The organism is Affinirhizobium straminoryzae, assembly GCF_007004135.1.
GTDB lineage: Bacteria > Pseudomonadota > Alphaproteobacteria > Rhizobiales > Rhizobiaceae > Neorhizobium > Neorhizobium straminoryzae.
In genome coordinates, this window is record NZ_VJMG01000043.1 from 26434 (window position 1) to 42444 (window position 16011).

General features: G+C 64.2%; 12 protein-coding genes and 1 other RNA gene. 5 read left to right on the forward strand and 8 right to left on the reverse strand.

Features of this window, described 5'->3' with window-relative positions; all coding sequences use genetic code 11:
* Positions 1-17 precede the first annotated feature (17 nt).
* The 4 genes from hflC to FNA46_RS15235 all read right to left on the reverse strand — a co-directional run bounded on the left by hflC (position 18) and on the right by FNA46_RS15235 (position 3532).
* A complete protein-coding gene (hflC, locus tag FNA46_RS15220; RefSeq protein ID WP_143126062.1) occupies positions 18-944 on the reverse strand; it encodes a protease modulator HflC in 927 nt (308 codons plus the stop codon).
* Entirely contained in the window at positions 941-2059 is a 1119-nt protein-coding gene (gene hflK / locus FNA46_RS15225; protein ID WP_143126063.1) for an FtsH protease activity modulator HflK, read from the reverse strand. The genes hflC and hflK overlap by 4 nt, the downstream gene beginning before the upstream one ends.
* A 145-nt stretch (positions 2060-2204) precedes the next feature.
* Positions 2205-2741 carry a dihydrofolate reductase gene (locus FNA46_RS15230; RefSeq protein WP_143126064.1) on the reverse strand — a complete coding sequence of 179 codons (537 nt, stop codon included), beginning with the start codon at positions 2739-2741 and terminating at the stop codon, positions 2205-2207.
* A complete protein-coding gene (locus FNA46_RS15235; protein ID WP_143126065.1) occupies positions 2738-3532 on the reverse strand; it encodes a thymidylate synthase in 795 nt (264 codons plus the stop codon). The genes FNA46_RS15230 and FNA46_RS15235 overlap by 4 nt, the downstream gene beginning before the upstream one ends.
* A 172-nt stretch (positions 3533-3704) precedes the next feature.
* Here FNA46_RS15235 and FNA46_RS15240 point away from each other — a divergent pair, with 172 nt between their 5' ends.
* The 5 genes from FNA46_RS15240 (at position 3705) to FNA46_RS15260 (ending at position 6168) form a co-directional block, all read left to right on the forward strand.
* Positions 3705-4541, forward strand: coding sequence for a PhzF family phenazine biosynthesis protein (locus tag FNA46_RS15240; RefSeq protein WP_143126066.1), 837 nt, complete (start codon positions 3705-3707; stop codon positions 4539-4541).
* Between the two features lie 50 nt (positions 4542-4591).
* Positions 4592-4968: a transfer-messenger RNA gene (gene ssrA, locus FNA46_RS15245) on the forward strand.
* Positions 4969-5100: 132 nt separating this feature from the next.
* Positions 5101-5607: an SspB family protein gene (locus FNA46_RS15250; RefSeq protein WP_143126067.1), complete on the forward strand. Its 507-nt coding sequence runs from the start codon at positions 5101-5103 to the stop codon at positions 5605-5607.
* A gap of 18 nt (positions 5608-5625) precedes the next feature.
* Entirely contained in the window at positions 5626-5829 is a 204-nt protein-coding gene (locus FNA46_RS15255; protein WP_143126068.1) for a DUF4169 family protein, read from the forward strand.
* Positions 5830-5925: 96 nt separating this feature from the next.
* On the forward strand, positions 5926-6168 hold the full coding sequence (locus tag FNA46_RS15260) for a ribbon-helix-helix domain-containing protein (RefSeq protein WP_143126069.1): 243 nt from the start codon (positions 5926-5928) through the stop codon (positions 6166-6168).
* A gap of 80 nt (positions 6169-6248) precedes the next feature.
* Here FNA46_RS15260 and FNA46_RS15265 read toward each other — a convergent pair whose 3' ends face one another.
* The 4 genes from FNA46_RS15265 to FNA46_RS15280 form a co-directional block, all read right to left on the reverse strand.
* On the reverse strand, positions 6249-9911 hold the full coding sequence (locus tag FNA46_RS15265; RefSeq protein WP_143126070.1) for an AsmA family protein: 3663 nt from the start codon (positions 9909-9911) through the stop codon (positions 6249-6251).
* Between the two features lie 76 nt (positions 9912-9987).
* Entirely contained in the window at positions 9988-11403 is a 1416-nt protein-coding gene (locus FNA46_RS15270) for an FAD-binding oxidoreductase (protein ID WP_143126071.1), read from the reverse strand.
* A 133-nt stretch (positions 11404-11536) separates the two neighbouring features.
* Positions 11537-14704 (reverse strand): efflux RND transporter permease subunit, encoded by a 3168-nt coding sequence (locus FNA46_RS15275; RefSeq protein ID WP_143126072.1) that lies wholly within the window; start codon positions 14702-14704, stop codon positions 11537-11539.
* Positions 14701-15912 (reverse strand): efflux RND transporter periplasmic adaptor subunit, encoded by a 1212-nt coding sequence (locus tag FNA46_RS15280; protein ID WP_143126073.1) that lies wholly within the window; start codon positions 15910-15912, stop codon positions 14701-14703. The genes FNA46_RS15275 and FNA46_RS15280 overlap by 4 nt, the downstream gene beginning before the upstream one ends.
* Positions 15913-16011 lie beyond the last annotated feature (99 nt).

Consider the following 16011-nt stretch of genomic DNA (forward strand, 5'->3'; position numbering starts at 1 on the left):
GCCGCCCCTTGCCGGGATCAGTTGGACGGAGCCGCAGCCGGTGCCGCCGGAGCCGCCTGTGCCGGATCGCCGCTCTGCTTGAAGTAGCGGAAGAACTGGCTGTCGGGCGACAGCACCATGGTCGTGTTCTTGTCCGAGAGCGCGCCGACATAAGCACGCATCGAGCGGTAGAACTCGAAGAAGGCAGGATCACGCGTGAAGGCTTCGGCGAAGATGCGGTTGCGCTCGGCATCGCCCTCACCGCGCATGATTTCCGAATCCCTCTGCGCTTCGGACACGATCTCGACGACCTGACGGTCGGCGATGGCGCGGCGACGCTGACCGGCTTCGTTACCGCGGGCGCGAATCAGCTCGGCCTCGGCCAGACGTTCCGCCCGCATGCGCTGATAGGTCTGCTGCGAGACTTCGCGGGTCAGATCCGTGCGGCGGATGCGGACATCGCGGACCACGAGACCGAGCGATTCGGCGGCGTTCTGCAGGTCGGCACGCACTTCCTGCATCATCGAGGAGCGTTCGTCGGAGAGCGCTGCCGAGAAGTTGCGCAGACCGTAGACGCGACGAAGCGCTGCATCGAGACGGGTGCGCAGGCGCGCTTCCGCCGAATCGCGATCGCCGGAAACGGTCTGGCGGAAGCGGCGGGCATCGGTGATCTGGTAGACCACGAAGGCATCCACTTCATAGAAGGCACCGCCGCGCACCTGCACGCGGATATTGTCGAGATCGAAGCGCAGCGCGCGATCTTCGATGTACTGTACACGGTCGGCATCCATGAAGGCGAAGGGCAGCTTGAAGTAGATGCCGGGCTCGGTCTTCACGTCCTGGATATTACCGAAGCGCAGCACGATGGCCTGCTGGCGCGCACTCACCACGAAGATGGAGGAGTAGGCGAGGAACAACAGGATCGCCACACCGATGATGGTGGCCGGGAGACGGTTCGAAGTCATGGGTTGCCTCCCCGGTTCGCGGCGCCGGCTGCCTGGCTGTTCTGACGCATCATCTCGTTCAGCGGCAGGTAGGGCACGGCACCCTGCTTTTCGTCCAGGATGACCTTGTTGGAATTCTTCAGCACGTTCTCCATGGTTTCCAGATAGATGCGGTCACGCGTCACGTCCGGAGCATTGCGATACTCGTTGTAGATCGAAACGAAGCGCTGTGCTTCACCGGTCGCCTCGTTGACGACGCGATCCTTGTAGGCGGAGGCTTCTTCGCGAACCTGGGCTGCCTGACCTCGGGCCTGACCGAGCTGCTGGTTGGCATACTGGTTGGCTTCCTCGACGAAGCGATCCTCGTCCTGCTCTGCGCGCTGGACTTCCTCGAAGGCATCGGCCACTTCGCGCGGCGGCGCGGCATCCTCGATCGGCACCGCATTGATCGCAATACCGGAGCCGTAGGTATCCATCGTACCCTGGATGATGTCGCGTACTTCCGTGGAGATCTGCTCACGGTTGTCGCGGAAGACATCCTGCGCCGGACGACGACCGACGACCTCGCGCATGGCGCTTTCGGCGACCTGCTGGAGGGTCGCGGTCGGCGCCTCCAGATTGAAGAGATAGGTGCGCGGATCGGTGACGGTGAACAGGACCGAGAACTGCACGTTGACGATGTTCTGGTCGCCGGACAGCATCAGGCCTTCGGAAGAGCTGGCATTGCCACGCCCGCCAATGTTCAACTGCTGCTCTGTCACCTTGACGATCTCGACGGTCTCGATCGGCCAGAAGTGGAAATGCAGGCCCGGACCGGAGATTTCGTCCTTCGGCTTGCCGAAGCGCAGCTCGACGCCACGCTCATCCGGCTGCACGGTGTAGACGGACTGGATGCCGACGAAGGCAAGCACGATCAGCAGAACGATGAGGAAGGCACCGCCGTTGAAGCCGCCGGGAACAATGTTGCGGAGCCTGTCCTGGCTGCGGCGGATGATATCCTCCAGATCCGGCGGACCACCATTGTTGCCACCGCCGCCCCCGCCACGCGGACGATTGGGGCCTTGACCCCATGGCCCCTGATTGTTGCCGCCGCCGCCCCCCCAGGGGCCGCCGCCATTCTGATTGCTCCAGGGCATCAAAACCTCTTTGTTCGTGTCACTCCCACCCCGCCAGCCGCCGCATGGAACACGCAGCAATCGGGTCATGCCCCGTTATAGGTATGCGAAGGGCTGCTTTCAACGCAGGGCAGTCTCACTTCCCGGTGTAAGGTAACGAAATGTTTCAGTTTGCCGCAGGCCGGCGACGATAAGTTGTGAAACGGGTAGGAAAGCTGTCCTTCTCACCGGCCGGCACCGCGATCTCCTCGACCTTCTCGAAGAGGGCAGGATCGATGGCCGGAAAGAAGGTATCGCCATCGGGAATCTGTGTTTCCACATGGGTGATGTAGAGCCGGTCGGCATCGTCTATCGCCTGGGCATAGATCTCGCCGCCACCGATCACGCAGATTTCCGCGGCACCGGTTTCGGCGGCAATCTGCCGGGCCAGCACCAGAGCCTCCGGCAGCGACGCGACCATGCGGCACCCCTCCACCTGCAACGCGGGATTGCGGGTAATCACCACATGCGGGCGCCCCGGCAGCGGTCTGCCGCCAAAACTCTCCAGCGTCTTTCGCCCGAGGATCACCGGTTTGCCGAGCGTCATCGCCTTGAACCGCTTCAGATCCGTCGACAGCTTCCACGGCATGTCGCCATCGCGACCGATGACGTTGTTTTCCGACACTGCAGAAATCAGGACAACGGGAACAGGCGCGTCGTTCATACCGCCACCGGTGCCTTGATGTTGGGATCCGCTTCGTAGCCGACCAGTTCGAAATCCTCGAAGCGGAAACCGAAGATGTCGGTCACGTCGGGATTGATCCTCATGACCGGCAACGTCTTCGGCACGCGCTGCAGAAGGGTTTTCGCCTGCTCGAAATGGTTGGCATAAAGATGCGCGTCACCCAGCGTATGGATGAAGTCGCCGGACTTCAGCCCCGTTACCTGCGCCACCATCATGGTCAGCAGCGCATAGGAGGCGATATTGAAGGGCACGCCGAGGAAGATATCGGCGGAGCGCTGATAGAGCTGGCAGGACAGTTTCCCGTCCGCCACGTAGAACTGGAAGAGGCAGTGGCAGGGCGGCAGCGCCATCTCGTCCACCTGCGCCGGGTTCCAGGCAGAAACAATGTGGCGGCGTGAATTGGGGTTTTTTCGGATGCCTTCGACAAGGTTTTGGATCTGGTCGACGCTGCCGCCTTCCGGCCGCGGCCAGGAACGCCACTGGTAGCCATAGACGGGTCCGAGTTCGCCCTTGTCGTCTGCCCACTCATCCCAGATGGAAACGCCGTTTTCCTTGAGATAGGCAATGTTGGTATCGCCCTTCAGAAACCACAGAAGCTCGTGAATGATGGAGCGCAGGTGCAGCTTCTTCGTCGTGAGCACCGGAAAGCCCTCCGACAGATCGAAGCGCATCTGGTAACCGAAGACGGAGCGCGTGCCGGTGCCGGTGCGGTCGCCGCGATCGGTGCCGTTCTCCATCACGTGGCGAAGAAGATCGTGATACTGTTTCATGCCCTGTCCTGCCGTCCAGATTCGTCGCGCGCATCATAGGCGGGCGGACCGCCAAGATACAGGGCCGGGCGAACCAATCCCCGCCTTTCGGGCTTGCCGCCCCGCCCGCTTTGCCGCGAATAGGATGAGGCCGCCAGAGGCATCCCGAATCGCAAGGCCGGAGAGACGATCCATGACCACTCCCCTTTCCTTCCGCCAGGTCGACGTGTTCAGCGGCGAGCGGCTGCGCGGCAATGCGCTGGCCGTTGTCCATGACGCAGACGGCCTCTCGGATGCCGACATGGCCGCCTTCGCCCGCTGGACCAATCTCAGCGAGACCACCTTCCTGCTGAAACCGACAAGGGCAGGCGCGGATTACCGGGTGCGCATCTTCACGCCGCGCGAGGAACTGCCCTTTGCCGGCCATCCGACGCTCGGCTCCTGCCATTCCTGGCTGGAGGCCGGCGGCAGGCCCGCCGGCGATCATGTGATACAGGAATGCGGCGCGGGCCTCATCCCGGTCCGGCGGAGCGGCGAGACGCTTGCCTTCCAGGCGCCGCCCATGCTGCGCACCGGCGCCGTGGAGGAGGCAATCCTCGTCCGCATCATGGAGGGTCTCGGCCTGCCGCGGGAGGCAGCGCTGGCGGCGGAATGGGTGGACAACGGGCCGGGCTGGCTGGCGGTGCTGCTCGCCTCGCGTCAGACGGTTCTCTCGGTCATGCCGGATTTCCAGCGTCTCAGGGGCATGCGCGTCGGCATCTTCGCCCGCTGCACGGCCGATGACGCCACCGATGCCGATATCGAGGTGCGCGGCTTTACCGCCGCGGGCTTCGAGGATCCGGTGACCGGCAGCCTGAACGCCGGCCTTGCCTGCTGGCTGACGAGCGCAGGCCTTGCACCGGCACGCTATGTCGCAGCCCAGGGCACCGCGATCGGCCGGGCCGGCCGCGTTGCGGTCCAACAGGACGGCAATGGCCTGTGGATCGGCGGCTCAGTGGCAACGGTGATCACCGGCACGATGACGCTGTGAACCCGGCCTCACCCAGCAGAAAGGCGCGCCGATGACGTTTGCACGACAGAGGCCTTTTCATCCTCCCCGGAAACTCCTATATGGGGAGTGCCGGGGCTTGCTCCGGCTATGGCAATAAACGGTCGGTGTAATAAACCTATTGGACCCGGGGGCGGTACCCGGCGCCTCCACCAGAAACCGGTCGGTCTTTTCCGTGTGAAAGACCGGCTTCTGATGGGGGCGAAATAGGATCGACAAGGGCGTAAAGATCGAACTTTTGCTCGGCATGATACCGCCGTTATCGGGTCACAAGTGTAGTTGCAAACGACAACAACGCTAAGGAATACGCTCTCGCTGCCTAATGGCGGTGCGGGAATTCCGCTCCAAGTCCTCTAGGTTAGCCCCTTGAGGCGGGGTCCGAAGGCACCTGGCAACAGAAGCCTTCACCTTCCCTTTTCCCTGTTTTTCGCCAAGACCATGCCACAGGCACGTGCGGGACTTCCGCGAGCGGCGGAGGTGCCTTATAACAGGCAATGGCAAATCGCCGGAACAAGACGAAATTGATTGGAAGAAGGCACCGATGGGGCAGGATCACATCCGTTACGACATTCTGGCACAGGACGCCCTGCGCGGCGTCATCCGCAAGGTTTTGACCGAAGTGGCCGCCACCGGCCGGCTGCCGGGTGATCATCATTTCTTCATCACGTTCCTGACCGGCGCGCCGGGTGTTCGCATCTCGCAGCACCTCAAGACAAAGTATGTCGAGCAGATGACCATCGTCCTGCAGCACCAGTTCTGGGACCTGAAGGTGACCGACACCCATTTTGAAGTGGGCCTGTCCTTCTCAGACACGCCGGAGAAGCTGGTCATCCCCTTCAACGCCATTCGCGGCTTCTATGATCCTTCCGTGAATTTCGAGCTGGAATTCGAGGTTCCGCTGGCCGAGGAAGACGAAAGCTCTGCGGAAATCACCGCCTATCCCGTGGAGACTGCGGCCAAGCCGCAGGCCGCGGAAGAACAGGGTGCCGGCGAGGAGAAGAAGCCTGCTTCCGTCGTTTCCCTCGATGCCTTCCGCAAGAAGCAGTAAGCCCCGGGAGGTGCGCCGATGAGTGGGGATGTCGTCAATCTTCGCCAGTTCCGCAAGGCCAAGGCGCGCAGCGAAAAGGACAGGCAGGCGGACCAGAACCGCCTGACCTTCGGTCGCACGAAGGACGAAAAGAAGCTCACCCGGGCGCTGAACGACCAGGCCGCGCGCCGCCTCGACCAGGGACGCCTGGAGCCCAGGGGCGACGACGACAAGGCGGAGTGACCTGCCCTCACATGATCAAACCGCTTTGTTTCCAGACACTTGCACCCATTACCGGAATCAGTTCGAAAACCTCTTGAATCAGGATGTGAGGTGGTCGTGATCCGCAAGCATTCAGCCACGCTGCACGGCCACCGCACCAGCTTTTCGCTGGAAGACGCCTTCTGGGCGGATCTCAAGGCCATCGCGGCCACGCGCCGCATGAGCCTAGCCGGCCTGATTGCCGAAATCGACGATGCCCGCGAACCGGACAGCAATCTCTCCTCGGCGCTGCGTCTCCATGTGCTCTCCTGGATCAAGCAGCATGGGGCGCCGAAAGCCGACGGGTTGACGGGCGAATAGCCTTCCTCCGCCTTGGACGGGTTAAAGGCCGACGCGGCGGCAAGCGCCTCGACCCCACCGTCGCGCGCGAGACGTCGTGATCAGTTGCCGGGCGGCGCGTTTGGCATGGCTGTTCCCGGCCGCATCAACTCACCCAATGGCGGCACCTGCAAGACGGGCGCCTGTTCGCGCTGGAGACGCTCGATCTCCTGACGCTGCCGCTCGGCCTCCGCCTGGCGTCGCTGCTCGTCTTCGCGGCGGGCCTGCTCTTCCTGCTGTGCCTTTTCACGGGCCACGCGACGCTCGTTCTCGCGCGCGGTATAGAGCATCACCTCGCGGCGCAGGCGCTGCTTTTCGAGCACGCTGGCCTGCAGGGTTTCAACGCGCCGCCGTTCCCGCTCGAAGGCTCGCAGCGACAGGAAATTGGTCATGGCCTCGACATCGAGGCCTTCCTCCGGATCGGTCAGGTCACCAGAATAGGACAGCCGGATTGACGGCTGCCCGCCCTCGATGGCGTTCTCGCCTGCGTCGTAGGCGAGTTGCAGTTCGGCACCGAGCAGATGCCGGGGAATGTTGACACGCAGCTCGCCGCCCAGCGAGAGATCACCCGCCCGCGCCATCAGATTCTGCGCCCGCACAAGACCGCCATTGATGGTGAAGGGCACGGAGACGGTCCCGATCTGAACGCTACCGGCATGCACGAGGTCGCGGACGAACGGCAGCACCTTTGCGGCGGTCACCTCGCCCTCGATCGCATCCGCCTTGGGCAACAGGGCCGGAAGAAGATTGCCATTGATCATCGGCAGGGACACGTCACTCAGACGGATCGCCCCGGAACCGCTAACGGCGGACAAGAGATCGCGCGGGCTCCTGGCTGTAGCCTCCGCCGCAAGCTCGCCGCCGAGGCGACCGCGAAGGACCGGTGTGTCGCCCTGCCGCCAGGCAAGGGCCGCGAGATCGGCACCGTCGACGGAGAGGCGCGTCTGGAACAGGCCAACGCCGCCGCTGTTCGACAGCGAGAGCCGGCCGGCCACCCGTCCATTCATCCAGGTCCCGGCCAGATTGTCGAGGGCAATGCCGCCGGACTTGGCGGCAAGCCGGCCGGACATTTTCTCCACCGTGCCGAAACCTGGCGTCGTCAGCGCTGCCGCCGTCACATCCGCCGTCACATCCCAGCCGGCAAACAGCGGCGCCGCGAAAGGTTTGGCCGAGACCGCCCCCGTGCCGGCATCGTTCAAGGGCCCGTAGACGGCCTCCGCAAGCCAGGACAGGTCGAGCGCGCCAAGCGACAGCCTGGCGGAGACGGTCGGCACCAGAGCGGCGCGATCCATCGAGACCTCACCCGAAACGGCATTGCCGGCAATCGTGCCGGTGAGGCCGGAGATACCGATCGTCTTCGCGGCCACCGTCATGCTGCCGTTCAGATCGAGCGGCAACCCGACTCCGAACTGCGGCAGGCCGAGCCCTGTCGTCATCAGCGTCGGCTCGATGTCGCTGCTCTGCAGGCCGAGGACAAGCGTGCCCTCGCCGAATGTCTGCGGGGATAGCGCCAGCGTCCCTGCGGCCGTAAAGCGGGTGCGGTCGGTCTGGTAGGAAAGCTTCGTCGTAGCCGGTGCACCATCGACGCTGGAAAGATCGAGCGACAGCGTGGCTCCGGAATCGCCATCGAAAGGCAGGATGTCGAGGCCCGCCTGCCCGAGCAGCGTGGACGCCTCAGGATTGCTGGCCGTGACCGCCACGCGCAGTTCCGTCGGCGCCGTCAGATCGAACAGATTCGGCAGCGCCACATCCCCATCCACCTTGCTGCCATTGACCGTGCCTGTCACCCGCGCGGCAAGACCATTGCCGAGGGTGACGCTCGCCTGAAGGCTGGTATCGGCATAGAAGCCGGCATTCGCGGCCAGCCGGTCGAGCAGCGGATGACGCGGCAATTGCTGGCGCAGCATGGCGATGAAGGATTGCGGGTCTGCCGCGTTGAAACTCAGTGACCCGCTGCCGGAATAGGCGAGGAAGGAGCCCTCTGCCTTGCCGCGCGCCGAGATCCTCGCCCCGGCCAGATCACCGATCGTCAGCCGCTCCAGCGAAACCGAACCGGCCCCGAGCGCGAAGGTGGTTTCCACCTTGTTGGCGGCGATGCCGAGCATCGTCAGCCGATCCGCCTTCAGATGCGCGGCCAACCGGTGATCGAGGACCATCTGACCGGCATCCTCGTCCGTCAGGAGCGAACCCAGCGCGCGCAGCGCATCGAGGTCAATCTCGTTACCGGACAGATCCATGCTGAGATCGGGCATGCGGTCGGCATGCGACTGGCGCTCGACGCGGCCCTTCAGCAGGGCCGGCCCGACAGCCAGTTCCAGCGATTCGAAGCGCTGCAGTTCCGGCGTGAGATTGACGCGCGCCGAAAAGCCGGCGCTCTTCAACTGGCGTATGGCAGGATCGACCTGTCCCTTGAGCCAGTCGGCAAGCCCCGAGGGCTGGGTCGAGGCGAGCAGCATGGTGCCGACGAAGGAGGGACCATCCTGCAGCTTCAGCAGCCCCTGGGCCTCCACCTGGGTGCGGCCCGGCAGAACGGCGACCGCATTGTCCACGTTCCAGCCATTGCCGGCCGGGCGCAGGTTCAGTTCGACCTCACGGATCGTCGTGCCGCCGGCCACAATCGCCGGAAGGCGGATCGTGGCGCGTCCCGGCACCGGCGGCACAGGAATGCGCGCCGCCATCTCCACCAGCGCATTCAGCCGGCGCTGCGCCGAAGCATGCGGATCGCGCGCCGTCTTGCCCTTGACGGCGTCGCTGGTGAGACGGTTCACATCCACCTGCTGTCCTTCGGCCGTCAGCAGAAATTCCGGCTTGTCGCCGGTATCGAGGGTTGCCTCACCGGTGACAACATAGGGATTATCGAGCGCGCCCGCCTCCAGCCGGTACTGGGGAATGCGGATACGGTCGTTGGTCAGTTCGAACTTGCCCTTGGTGCGCGGCGGCGGTGGCGGCTTGACGCCCGGGGCCACGACCGGGCTTACCGGCTGCTCGACGAAGGCGAGATTGAAGTCACCCTTGTAGGCCGGACGGCCATCCGCAACAGATAAGGCGCCGTCCATCTGCACCTCGACCGGCTGCACATCCGGCCAGAGCTTCAGCCGCAGCGGCACGACATGCGCATTCGTGTCCGCCTCGGCGCTGGAAAGCGAAAACTTCGCCTCGTAGCCGTCAAGGGTGGCATTGCCTTCGGCCCGCCAGGGTCCCGCCAGCGAATGCGCCGACATTTCCGCGGTCAAACCGGTCAGCCGGCGCGTGCGACCGCTGGCCTCATCGATGAACTCCACCTCGCCACCGATGACATGGACATCCTCCAGCACCACGTTGCGGGCAGGGATTTCGGCGCGGCTGCCGCGCATCCAGTCCAGGCGACCGTCCTTCAACAGGCGAATGCGCGCCTTTGGCCGATCGATGCGCATGTCGAAGATGCGCGCCTCGCCGGAGAGGAAGGGGGCAAGTTCCATATCCATGGAAAACTGCGCCACCTGCACCAGCGGCGTGCCGTCCACGTCCTGCCCGACGCGCACATCATGCAGCGTGACGGAGGGAAAGGGCAGGATGCGCGCATCGACGGCACCGTGCACCGTGACCTTCTTGCCCAGTATACGGCTGGCCTGGTCCTCGAAGTCACGCCGGAAATTGGACCAGTCCACGAAGAACGGCGCCAGCAAGGCCGTGAACAGGGCGACAACCACGAGGCCGCCGATCAAGAGCATGATCCGTCCAAGCACCTAGTCATTCTCCTTGTCTGGCGTTTTCGAGTTTAGGTCCGCCAGTACATGCTTCAAGCCACAGGCCGGTGAATGTTCACGCGCCCGGACGCAAGATCTTGCCGGGATTGAAGATATCCTGCGGATCGAGCGTTTTCTTGATGGCCCGCATCAGGGGCAGCGACGAACTCGCCTCCTGCTCCAGAAAGCTCATCTTGCCCTGGCCGATGCCATGCTCGCCGGTGCAGGTGCCGTCCATCGACAGCGCCCGGCGGTTCAGCCGCTCTACAAAGGCTTCGGCCCGGGCAATATCGGCCGGATCCTTTTCATCGAACAGCAGCAGGATGTGGAAGTTGCCATCGCCGGCATGGCCGACGATCGGCCCCAGGAACCCGCTGTCGCGGATATCCGCATGGGTCTCGGCCACGCAATCGGCAAGCCTCGAAATCGGCACGCAGACGTCGGTGGACAAGGCGCCGAGATGCGGCGCCAGTGCCCGCGCCGCCCAATAGGCATCGTGACGCGCCTTCCACAGCTTGGCGCGCTGCTGCGCGTCGCCGGTGAACTGGAAATCCTCGCCGCCGCATTCGGCGGCAATCATCGAAAACTGCTCCGACTGCATCGGCACCGTGTCCTCGGTGCCGTGGAATTCCACGAACAGCGTTGGCTTCTCGTCATAGCTCAGGCCGGAATAGGCATTGCAGGCACGCATCTGCATTTCATCGAGAAGCTCGATGCGCGCGACCGGGATGCCCATCTGGATGGTCATGATCACCGCATCGCAGGCAGCCTTGACCGTGGGAAAGGAGCAGACCCCGCCGCCGATCTTTTCCGGAATGCCCTGCAACTTCAGGGTGATGGAGGTAATGACGCCCAGCGTGCCTTCGGATCCGACGAAGAGGCGCGTCAGGTCATAGCCGGCCGACGACTTCTTGGCGCGCGTGCCGGTGACGATCTCCTCGCCGTCGGCCGTCACCACGGTCAGCGAGAGTACATTGTCCTTCATCGTGCCATAGCGCACAGCATTGGTGCCGGAGGCGCGCGTCGCCGTCATGCCGCCGATCGAGGCATTGGCACCGGGATCGATCGGGAAGAACAGGCCGGTATCGCGCAGATAGGTGTTCAGCGCCTCGCGGGTGACGCCCGGCTGCACCGTCACGTCGAGATCCTCGGGCGAGACGCGCAGCACCTTGTCCATGCGGGAAAAATCGAGCGAGATGCCGCCGCTCGGGGCATTCACCTGCCCTTCCAGCGACGAGCCGGTACCGAAGGGAATGACCGGCACCCGATGCGTGGCGCAGGCCCTTACCACGGCCTTCACATCCTCGACGCTTTCGGCGAAGACCACGCCATCCGGGATCTGCCGCGGCAGATAGGTGGTGGTGTGGGAATGCTGTTCGCGAAAGGCCTGACCGGTCTGGAGTTTTTCGCCAAGCTGCTGCTTCAGGATACCGAGCACAGCAGCGATGCCCTCCTCGTTGCGCTGCCCGGTCTGCACGTCTCTCATTACCATGGTCATGCCTCCAGATCCGGCCGGTCATGGCCGTCAGTCTCTTCCCCGCTTGGTAAGGGAGACATCCGGGGTTGTCCATATGCGAAACAGGTGCGGCCGTCTTCGCCCGCCCCTGCTTCGTCCAGCGACACACCTATTCCGCCGCCAGCAGCGGCTTTTCCTCGGCATTGGCAGCGCGATGCCCCGCCCGCTCCAGTTCGTCCTGCAGCCGCTGCTCCTCATGGGCATGCGGCTTGGCAAAGCGGGCAAGCAGAAGATAGGCGACAGGCGTGATATAGAGCGTCACCAGCGTCGCCATCCCCAGTCCGCCGACAATGACCCAGCCGAGCGCGATGCGCGCTTCGGCACCGGCTCCTTGCGCCAGCACCAGCGGCACACCGCCGAGAATGGTGGCGATCATCGTCATCATCACCGGCCGCAGGCGCAGGCTGCAGGCCCGTTCGATCGACTGGCGAACACCCTCGCCGTGGTCCCGCAGCTGATTGGCGAACTCCACGATCAGGATGCCGTTCTTCGCCATGACACCGACGAGAAGCACGAGACCGATCTGGCTGTAGACATTGAGGCTCGATCCCGTCAGCACAAGCGCGAAGACGGCGCAGGCCAGACCGAGCGGCACCGTCGTCATGATGATGACCGAGGACAAGACACTCTCGAACTGCGCTGCCAGCACCAGAAAGATGATGGCAATGGCAAAGCCGAAGGTGATCGCCATGCCGCTCGAATTCTCGCCAAGCGTCTTGGCTTCGGCAAGGGGCATCAGGCGGGCGCCGTCCGGCAGGAGGGGTGCTGCCAGGCGCTGCACCTCGCTCAGGGCATCGCCGAGCGATACGCCGCTCTTGAGGCCCGACGACAGCGAGACGGAAGCAAGCTGCTGCTCGCGGTTCAGCTCCGGCGCCACAGCCCCTTCCCGCAACGTCGCGATCGTCGATATCGGCACCACCTTGCCATCGCCGGTGCGCAGGAAGATGTTTTCGAGATCGGTCGGATCGTTGATCGGCTGCAGGCTGGAGGTGAGCTTGACCGGGATCGCCTCGCCCTGAACGAAGACGTCGACCACCGAACGGCCGTCCAGCAGCGCCTGCATGGCGGCGGAGAGACCGGAAATATCGATACCGAGATCGGAGGCGCGCTCACGATCGATGGAGACGGAGAGCTGCGCCTGCGTCGGCTCCTTGTCGAGCCGCGGCGTCTCGAACGCGGGGCTCTGCTCCATGGCTTGAACAAGCTTGATCGCCGCCTGGGTCAACCGCGCATGATCGGCACCGACGAGCGCGACCTGCAGCCCGTTGCCTGCGCCGCGGATGCGCAGGCTGTTGCTCTGCAGTGCAAAGCCGCGTAGCGCCGGAACTCTTGCGGCGGCTGCGTTCACGTCATTGGCGATCTCGTTCTGGCTGCGGCTGCGTTCGTCCCACGGTGCCAGCGTCAGCACCATGAAGCCGCTATTGGTGGAATTGCCCATGCCGGAAATAGAGAAAATGTTCTGGATTTCTCCGGAATCGAGCAGCGGCTGCAGGTTTTCCTCCACCCGTTTCAGCTGGTCCTGCGTGTATTCGAGGCTGACGCCCTCCGGCGCCGTCAGCCGAAGCTGGATCGCCGCCCGGTCCTCACGTGGCGTCAGTTCGTTCTTGACGGTTCCGAACGTGACGAAGGCGGCAAAGCCGAACAGCAGCGAGCCGGCGATTACCACCAGCGGCGCATTGAGACAGAAGCGCAGGCTTGCGGCATAGGTGCGCGCAAAGAGATCGCCGAAGGCGGAGAGCAGCCCCTTCGGCTCCTGCATCGGCCGCGTCAGCATGCGCGAGGCCAGCATGGGGCAAAGCGTGAGTGCCGTGATCGAGGAAAGCCCGACCGCGAACGCCAGCACGAAACCGAATTCACGGAACAGGCCGCCGATCTGGCCTGGCAGGAAGGAGAGCGGAATGAACACGGCCGCCAGCGTCGCCGTGGTGGCGAGCACGGCGAAGAACACCTGCTGCGTGCCGATGACGGCGGCGGCCCGCGGCCCCATGCCTTCGCTGCGCCGGCGCACGATATTTTCCAGCACCACGATCGCATCGTCCACGACAAGGCCTGTTGCCAGCACGATGGCAAGCAGCGTCAGGATATTGATCGAAAAGCCAACCAGATAGATCGCCGTCAGCGTGCCGATCAGCGCCACCGGCATGGTCAGCGCCGGGATCAGCGTTGCCCGCCAGTCGCGCAGGAACAGATAGAGCACGACAACGACGATCAGCGCGGACAGGCCGAGCGCCAGCTCCACCTCGTGCAGGGCGCCGCGAATGAAGACAGCATCATCGCTGGTGATGAAGATGCGCGTGCCCACGGGCATTGCCTTCTGCAACTCGTCAACCACCGCCTTGATGCCGGTCGAGATATTCAGCGTGTTGGACTGTGCCTGTCGGATCACGCCAAGGCCGATGCCCTGCACGCCGTTGGAGCGCAGCGTGGTGGACCGGTCGTCCGGCCCCAGCATCACATTGGCGACGTCGCGCAGCCGGATCCTGTCCTTGATCAGCACATTGCCGAAATCCTCCGGCGTCGCGAGGTTGGCGGTGGCGCGCACCACGATATCCTGCGTGCGGCTGGTGAGCGACCCCGCCGGCACGTCGAGGGCCGCGCTGGCAAGCGCAGTCGCCACATCGGCCACCGTCAGACCGCGACTGGCAAGCGCCGCCTGATTGATGTCGACGCGAAAAATCTTTTCCTGGTCGCCGTAGAGTTCCACGTCGGCCACGCCATCGACGGCCGCCAGACGGTCGGTGATCACCTTGTCGACCATCTGCGTCAGGTCTTCCATCGAGAGCGTCGAGGAGGTGACGGCAAGACGCATGATCGGCTGCGAATCGGAATCCGCCTTCACGATACGGGGCTCGTCGGCATCTTCGGGCAGCTGGAAGGTGACGCGGCCAATGGCATCACGCACGTCATTGGCGGCCTCGGCCAGATTGACCGAGTCGGAAAATTCCATCGTTACGCGGCTCGAACCGAACTGCGAAGAGGAAGAGAGCGCCTTCAGCCCGCTGACGCGCGCCACGGCCCCCTCGATCACCTGGGTCAGTTCCTGATCGACCGTCTGCGGCGAGGCCCCGTCATAGGTGGTTCGCACCGTGATGACGGGCTGGTCCACATCCGGCAGTTCGCGCACCTCCACGCCCACCAGCGCCGCAAGCCCGGCAACGACCAGCAGGGTATTGAGGACGGCAGCGAGGATCGGGCGGCGGACGAACAGCGCCGTGAAGGTGGACTTTCCGTTGTCCGGCGAAAGCCTGTTGTGATCACGCGGGGTGTTCTCGCTCATGTGCGCTGCGCCTCCGCCACCTTCTGCGGGGACGCCCCCTGCACCCGCAACGGCTGGCCCTCGCGCACCCGCTGCAGCCCTTCGGTCACCACATGATCGTCACCCTCCAGCGCCGCTTCCACCAGCACGCGGTCGGGATTGCGCTGGATGATCTTCACCCGCACCTTGCGGGCCTTTGCCTCTTCCACCGCCCAGACATAGGCACCCTCCGCATCCCACTGGACCGAGAGCGGATCGACGGCCGGATAGGAATCGCCCGGAAAGCGCATGGCCACACTGAAGGACATGCCGGCGCGCAAGAGGTCGCTTGCATTGTCGATGCGGGCGCGCACGCGGATGGTGCGGCTGGCGGAATCGACGCGGTTGTCGATCGACTGCACCTCGCCGCGGAAGGTCTGGCCGGGACGGCTGACGGCGTTTGCCTCCACGGCAAGGCCGGGCTTCAACTGTGTGACGAAGCGTTCCGGCGCCCAGAAATCGACGAGGATTTGCGACCTGTCGTCCAGCATCACGATGCTGGTCTGCGGGGTAACGTTGTCGCCGATATTGACCGCGACGATACCTGCCACGCCATCGATGGGCGCCACGATGTCGCGGCGGCGCAGGTTGAGTTCGGCGGTGCCGAGCGCAAGCCGCGCCGATTCCTCGGCAATCTGGGCATCCAGCACATCGAGCCGCGCGACCGACTGCAGATTCCTGTAGGATTGCGACTTCTCGACCGCGCTGCGCAGCGCCACCTGCGCCTTGTCGCGTTCGATGCGCTGCTCGTCGTCATCGAGGCGCGCCAAGATATCGCCCTTGCGCACCTTCTGGCCCGAAGCGACACGGATTTCCGTCACGGTCCCGCTGGCCTGCGGCATCACCACCACCGACTGGATGGCCTGTCCGTCACCAATGGCATTGAGGTGATCGTTGACCGTACCGGTCTCGACCTGCCGAGTGACAACCAGCACACCGCGCGCCGCGCCACTGCCCTGCCCCGCCTGGCCTGCGCCCTGCGCAACCTGCTGGGCCCCAGACGGAAGAGATGGCTTGCCAGTGCCTTGGGCGCCAGTGCCTTGTCCGGCAGGCGCGAGGAAGGACACCAGCGGACGAGGCACTCCGAGGTTCACCAGTGTCGATGCAGCATCCGGACGAACAAAAAGCCAGAGACAGAGGCCGCCCGAAAGAACGGCAAGACTGAGGGTGACTTGCTTCCAGATCCGCATCACAACTCCCGAACTGACGACTTATGCGCGAAGTATCATGTTTTGTGAAAACGACGGCAATGCCAACGTGTCCAACCTTGCCGAAATGTAACGTTTGCG

Bases quoted from the DNA above. Each gene is read 5' to 3' on its own strand.
- hflC (WP_143126062.1), bottom strand. From the start codon at position 944: ATGACTTCGAACCGTCTCCCGGCCACCATCATCGGTGTGGCGATCCTG.
- hflK (WP_143126063.1), bottom strand. From the start codon at position 2,059: ATGCCCTGGAGCAATCAGAATGGCGGCGGCCCCTGGGGGGGCGGCGGC.
- FNA46_RS15230 (WP_143126064.1), bottom strand. From the start codon at position 2,741: ATGAACGACGCGCCTGTTCCCGTTGTCCTGATTTCTGCAGTGTCGGAA.
- FNA46_RS15235 (WP_143126065.1), bottom strand. From the start codon at position 3,532: ATGAAACAGTATCACGATCTTCTTCGCCACGTGATGGAGAACGGCACC.
- FNA46_RS15240 (WP_143126066.1), top strand. From the start codon at position 3,705: ATGACCACTCCCCTTTCCTTCCGCCAGGTCGACGTGTTCAGCGGCGAG.
- FNA46_RS15250 (WP_143126067.1), top strand. From the start codon at position 5,101: ATGGGGCAGGATCACATCCGTTACGACATTCTGGCACAGGACGCCCTG.
- FNA46_RS15255 (WP_143126068.1), top strand. From the start codon at position 5,626: ATGAGTGGGGATGTCGTCAATCTTCGCCAGTTCCGCAAGGCCAAGGCG.
- FNA46_RS15270 (WP_143126071.1), bottom strand. From the start codon at position 11,403: ATGGTAATGAGAGACGTGCAGACCGGGCAGCGCAACGAGGAGGGCATC.
- FNA46_RS15275 (WP_143126072.1), bottom strand. From the start codon at position 14,704: ATGAGCGAGAACACCCCGCGTGATCACAACAGGCTTTCGCCGGACAAC.
- FNA46_RS15280 (WP_143126073.1), bottom strand. From the start codon at position 15,912: ATGCGGATCTGGAAGCAAGTCACCCTCAGTCTTGCCGTTCTTTCGGGC.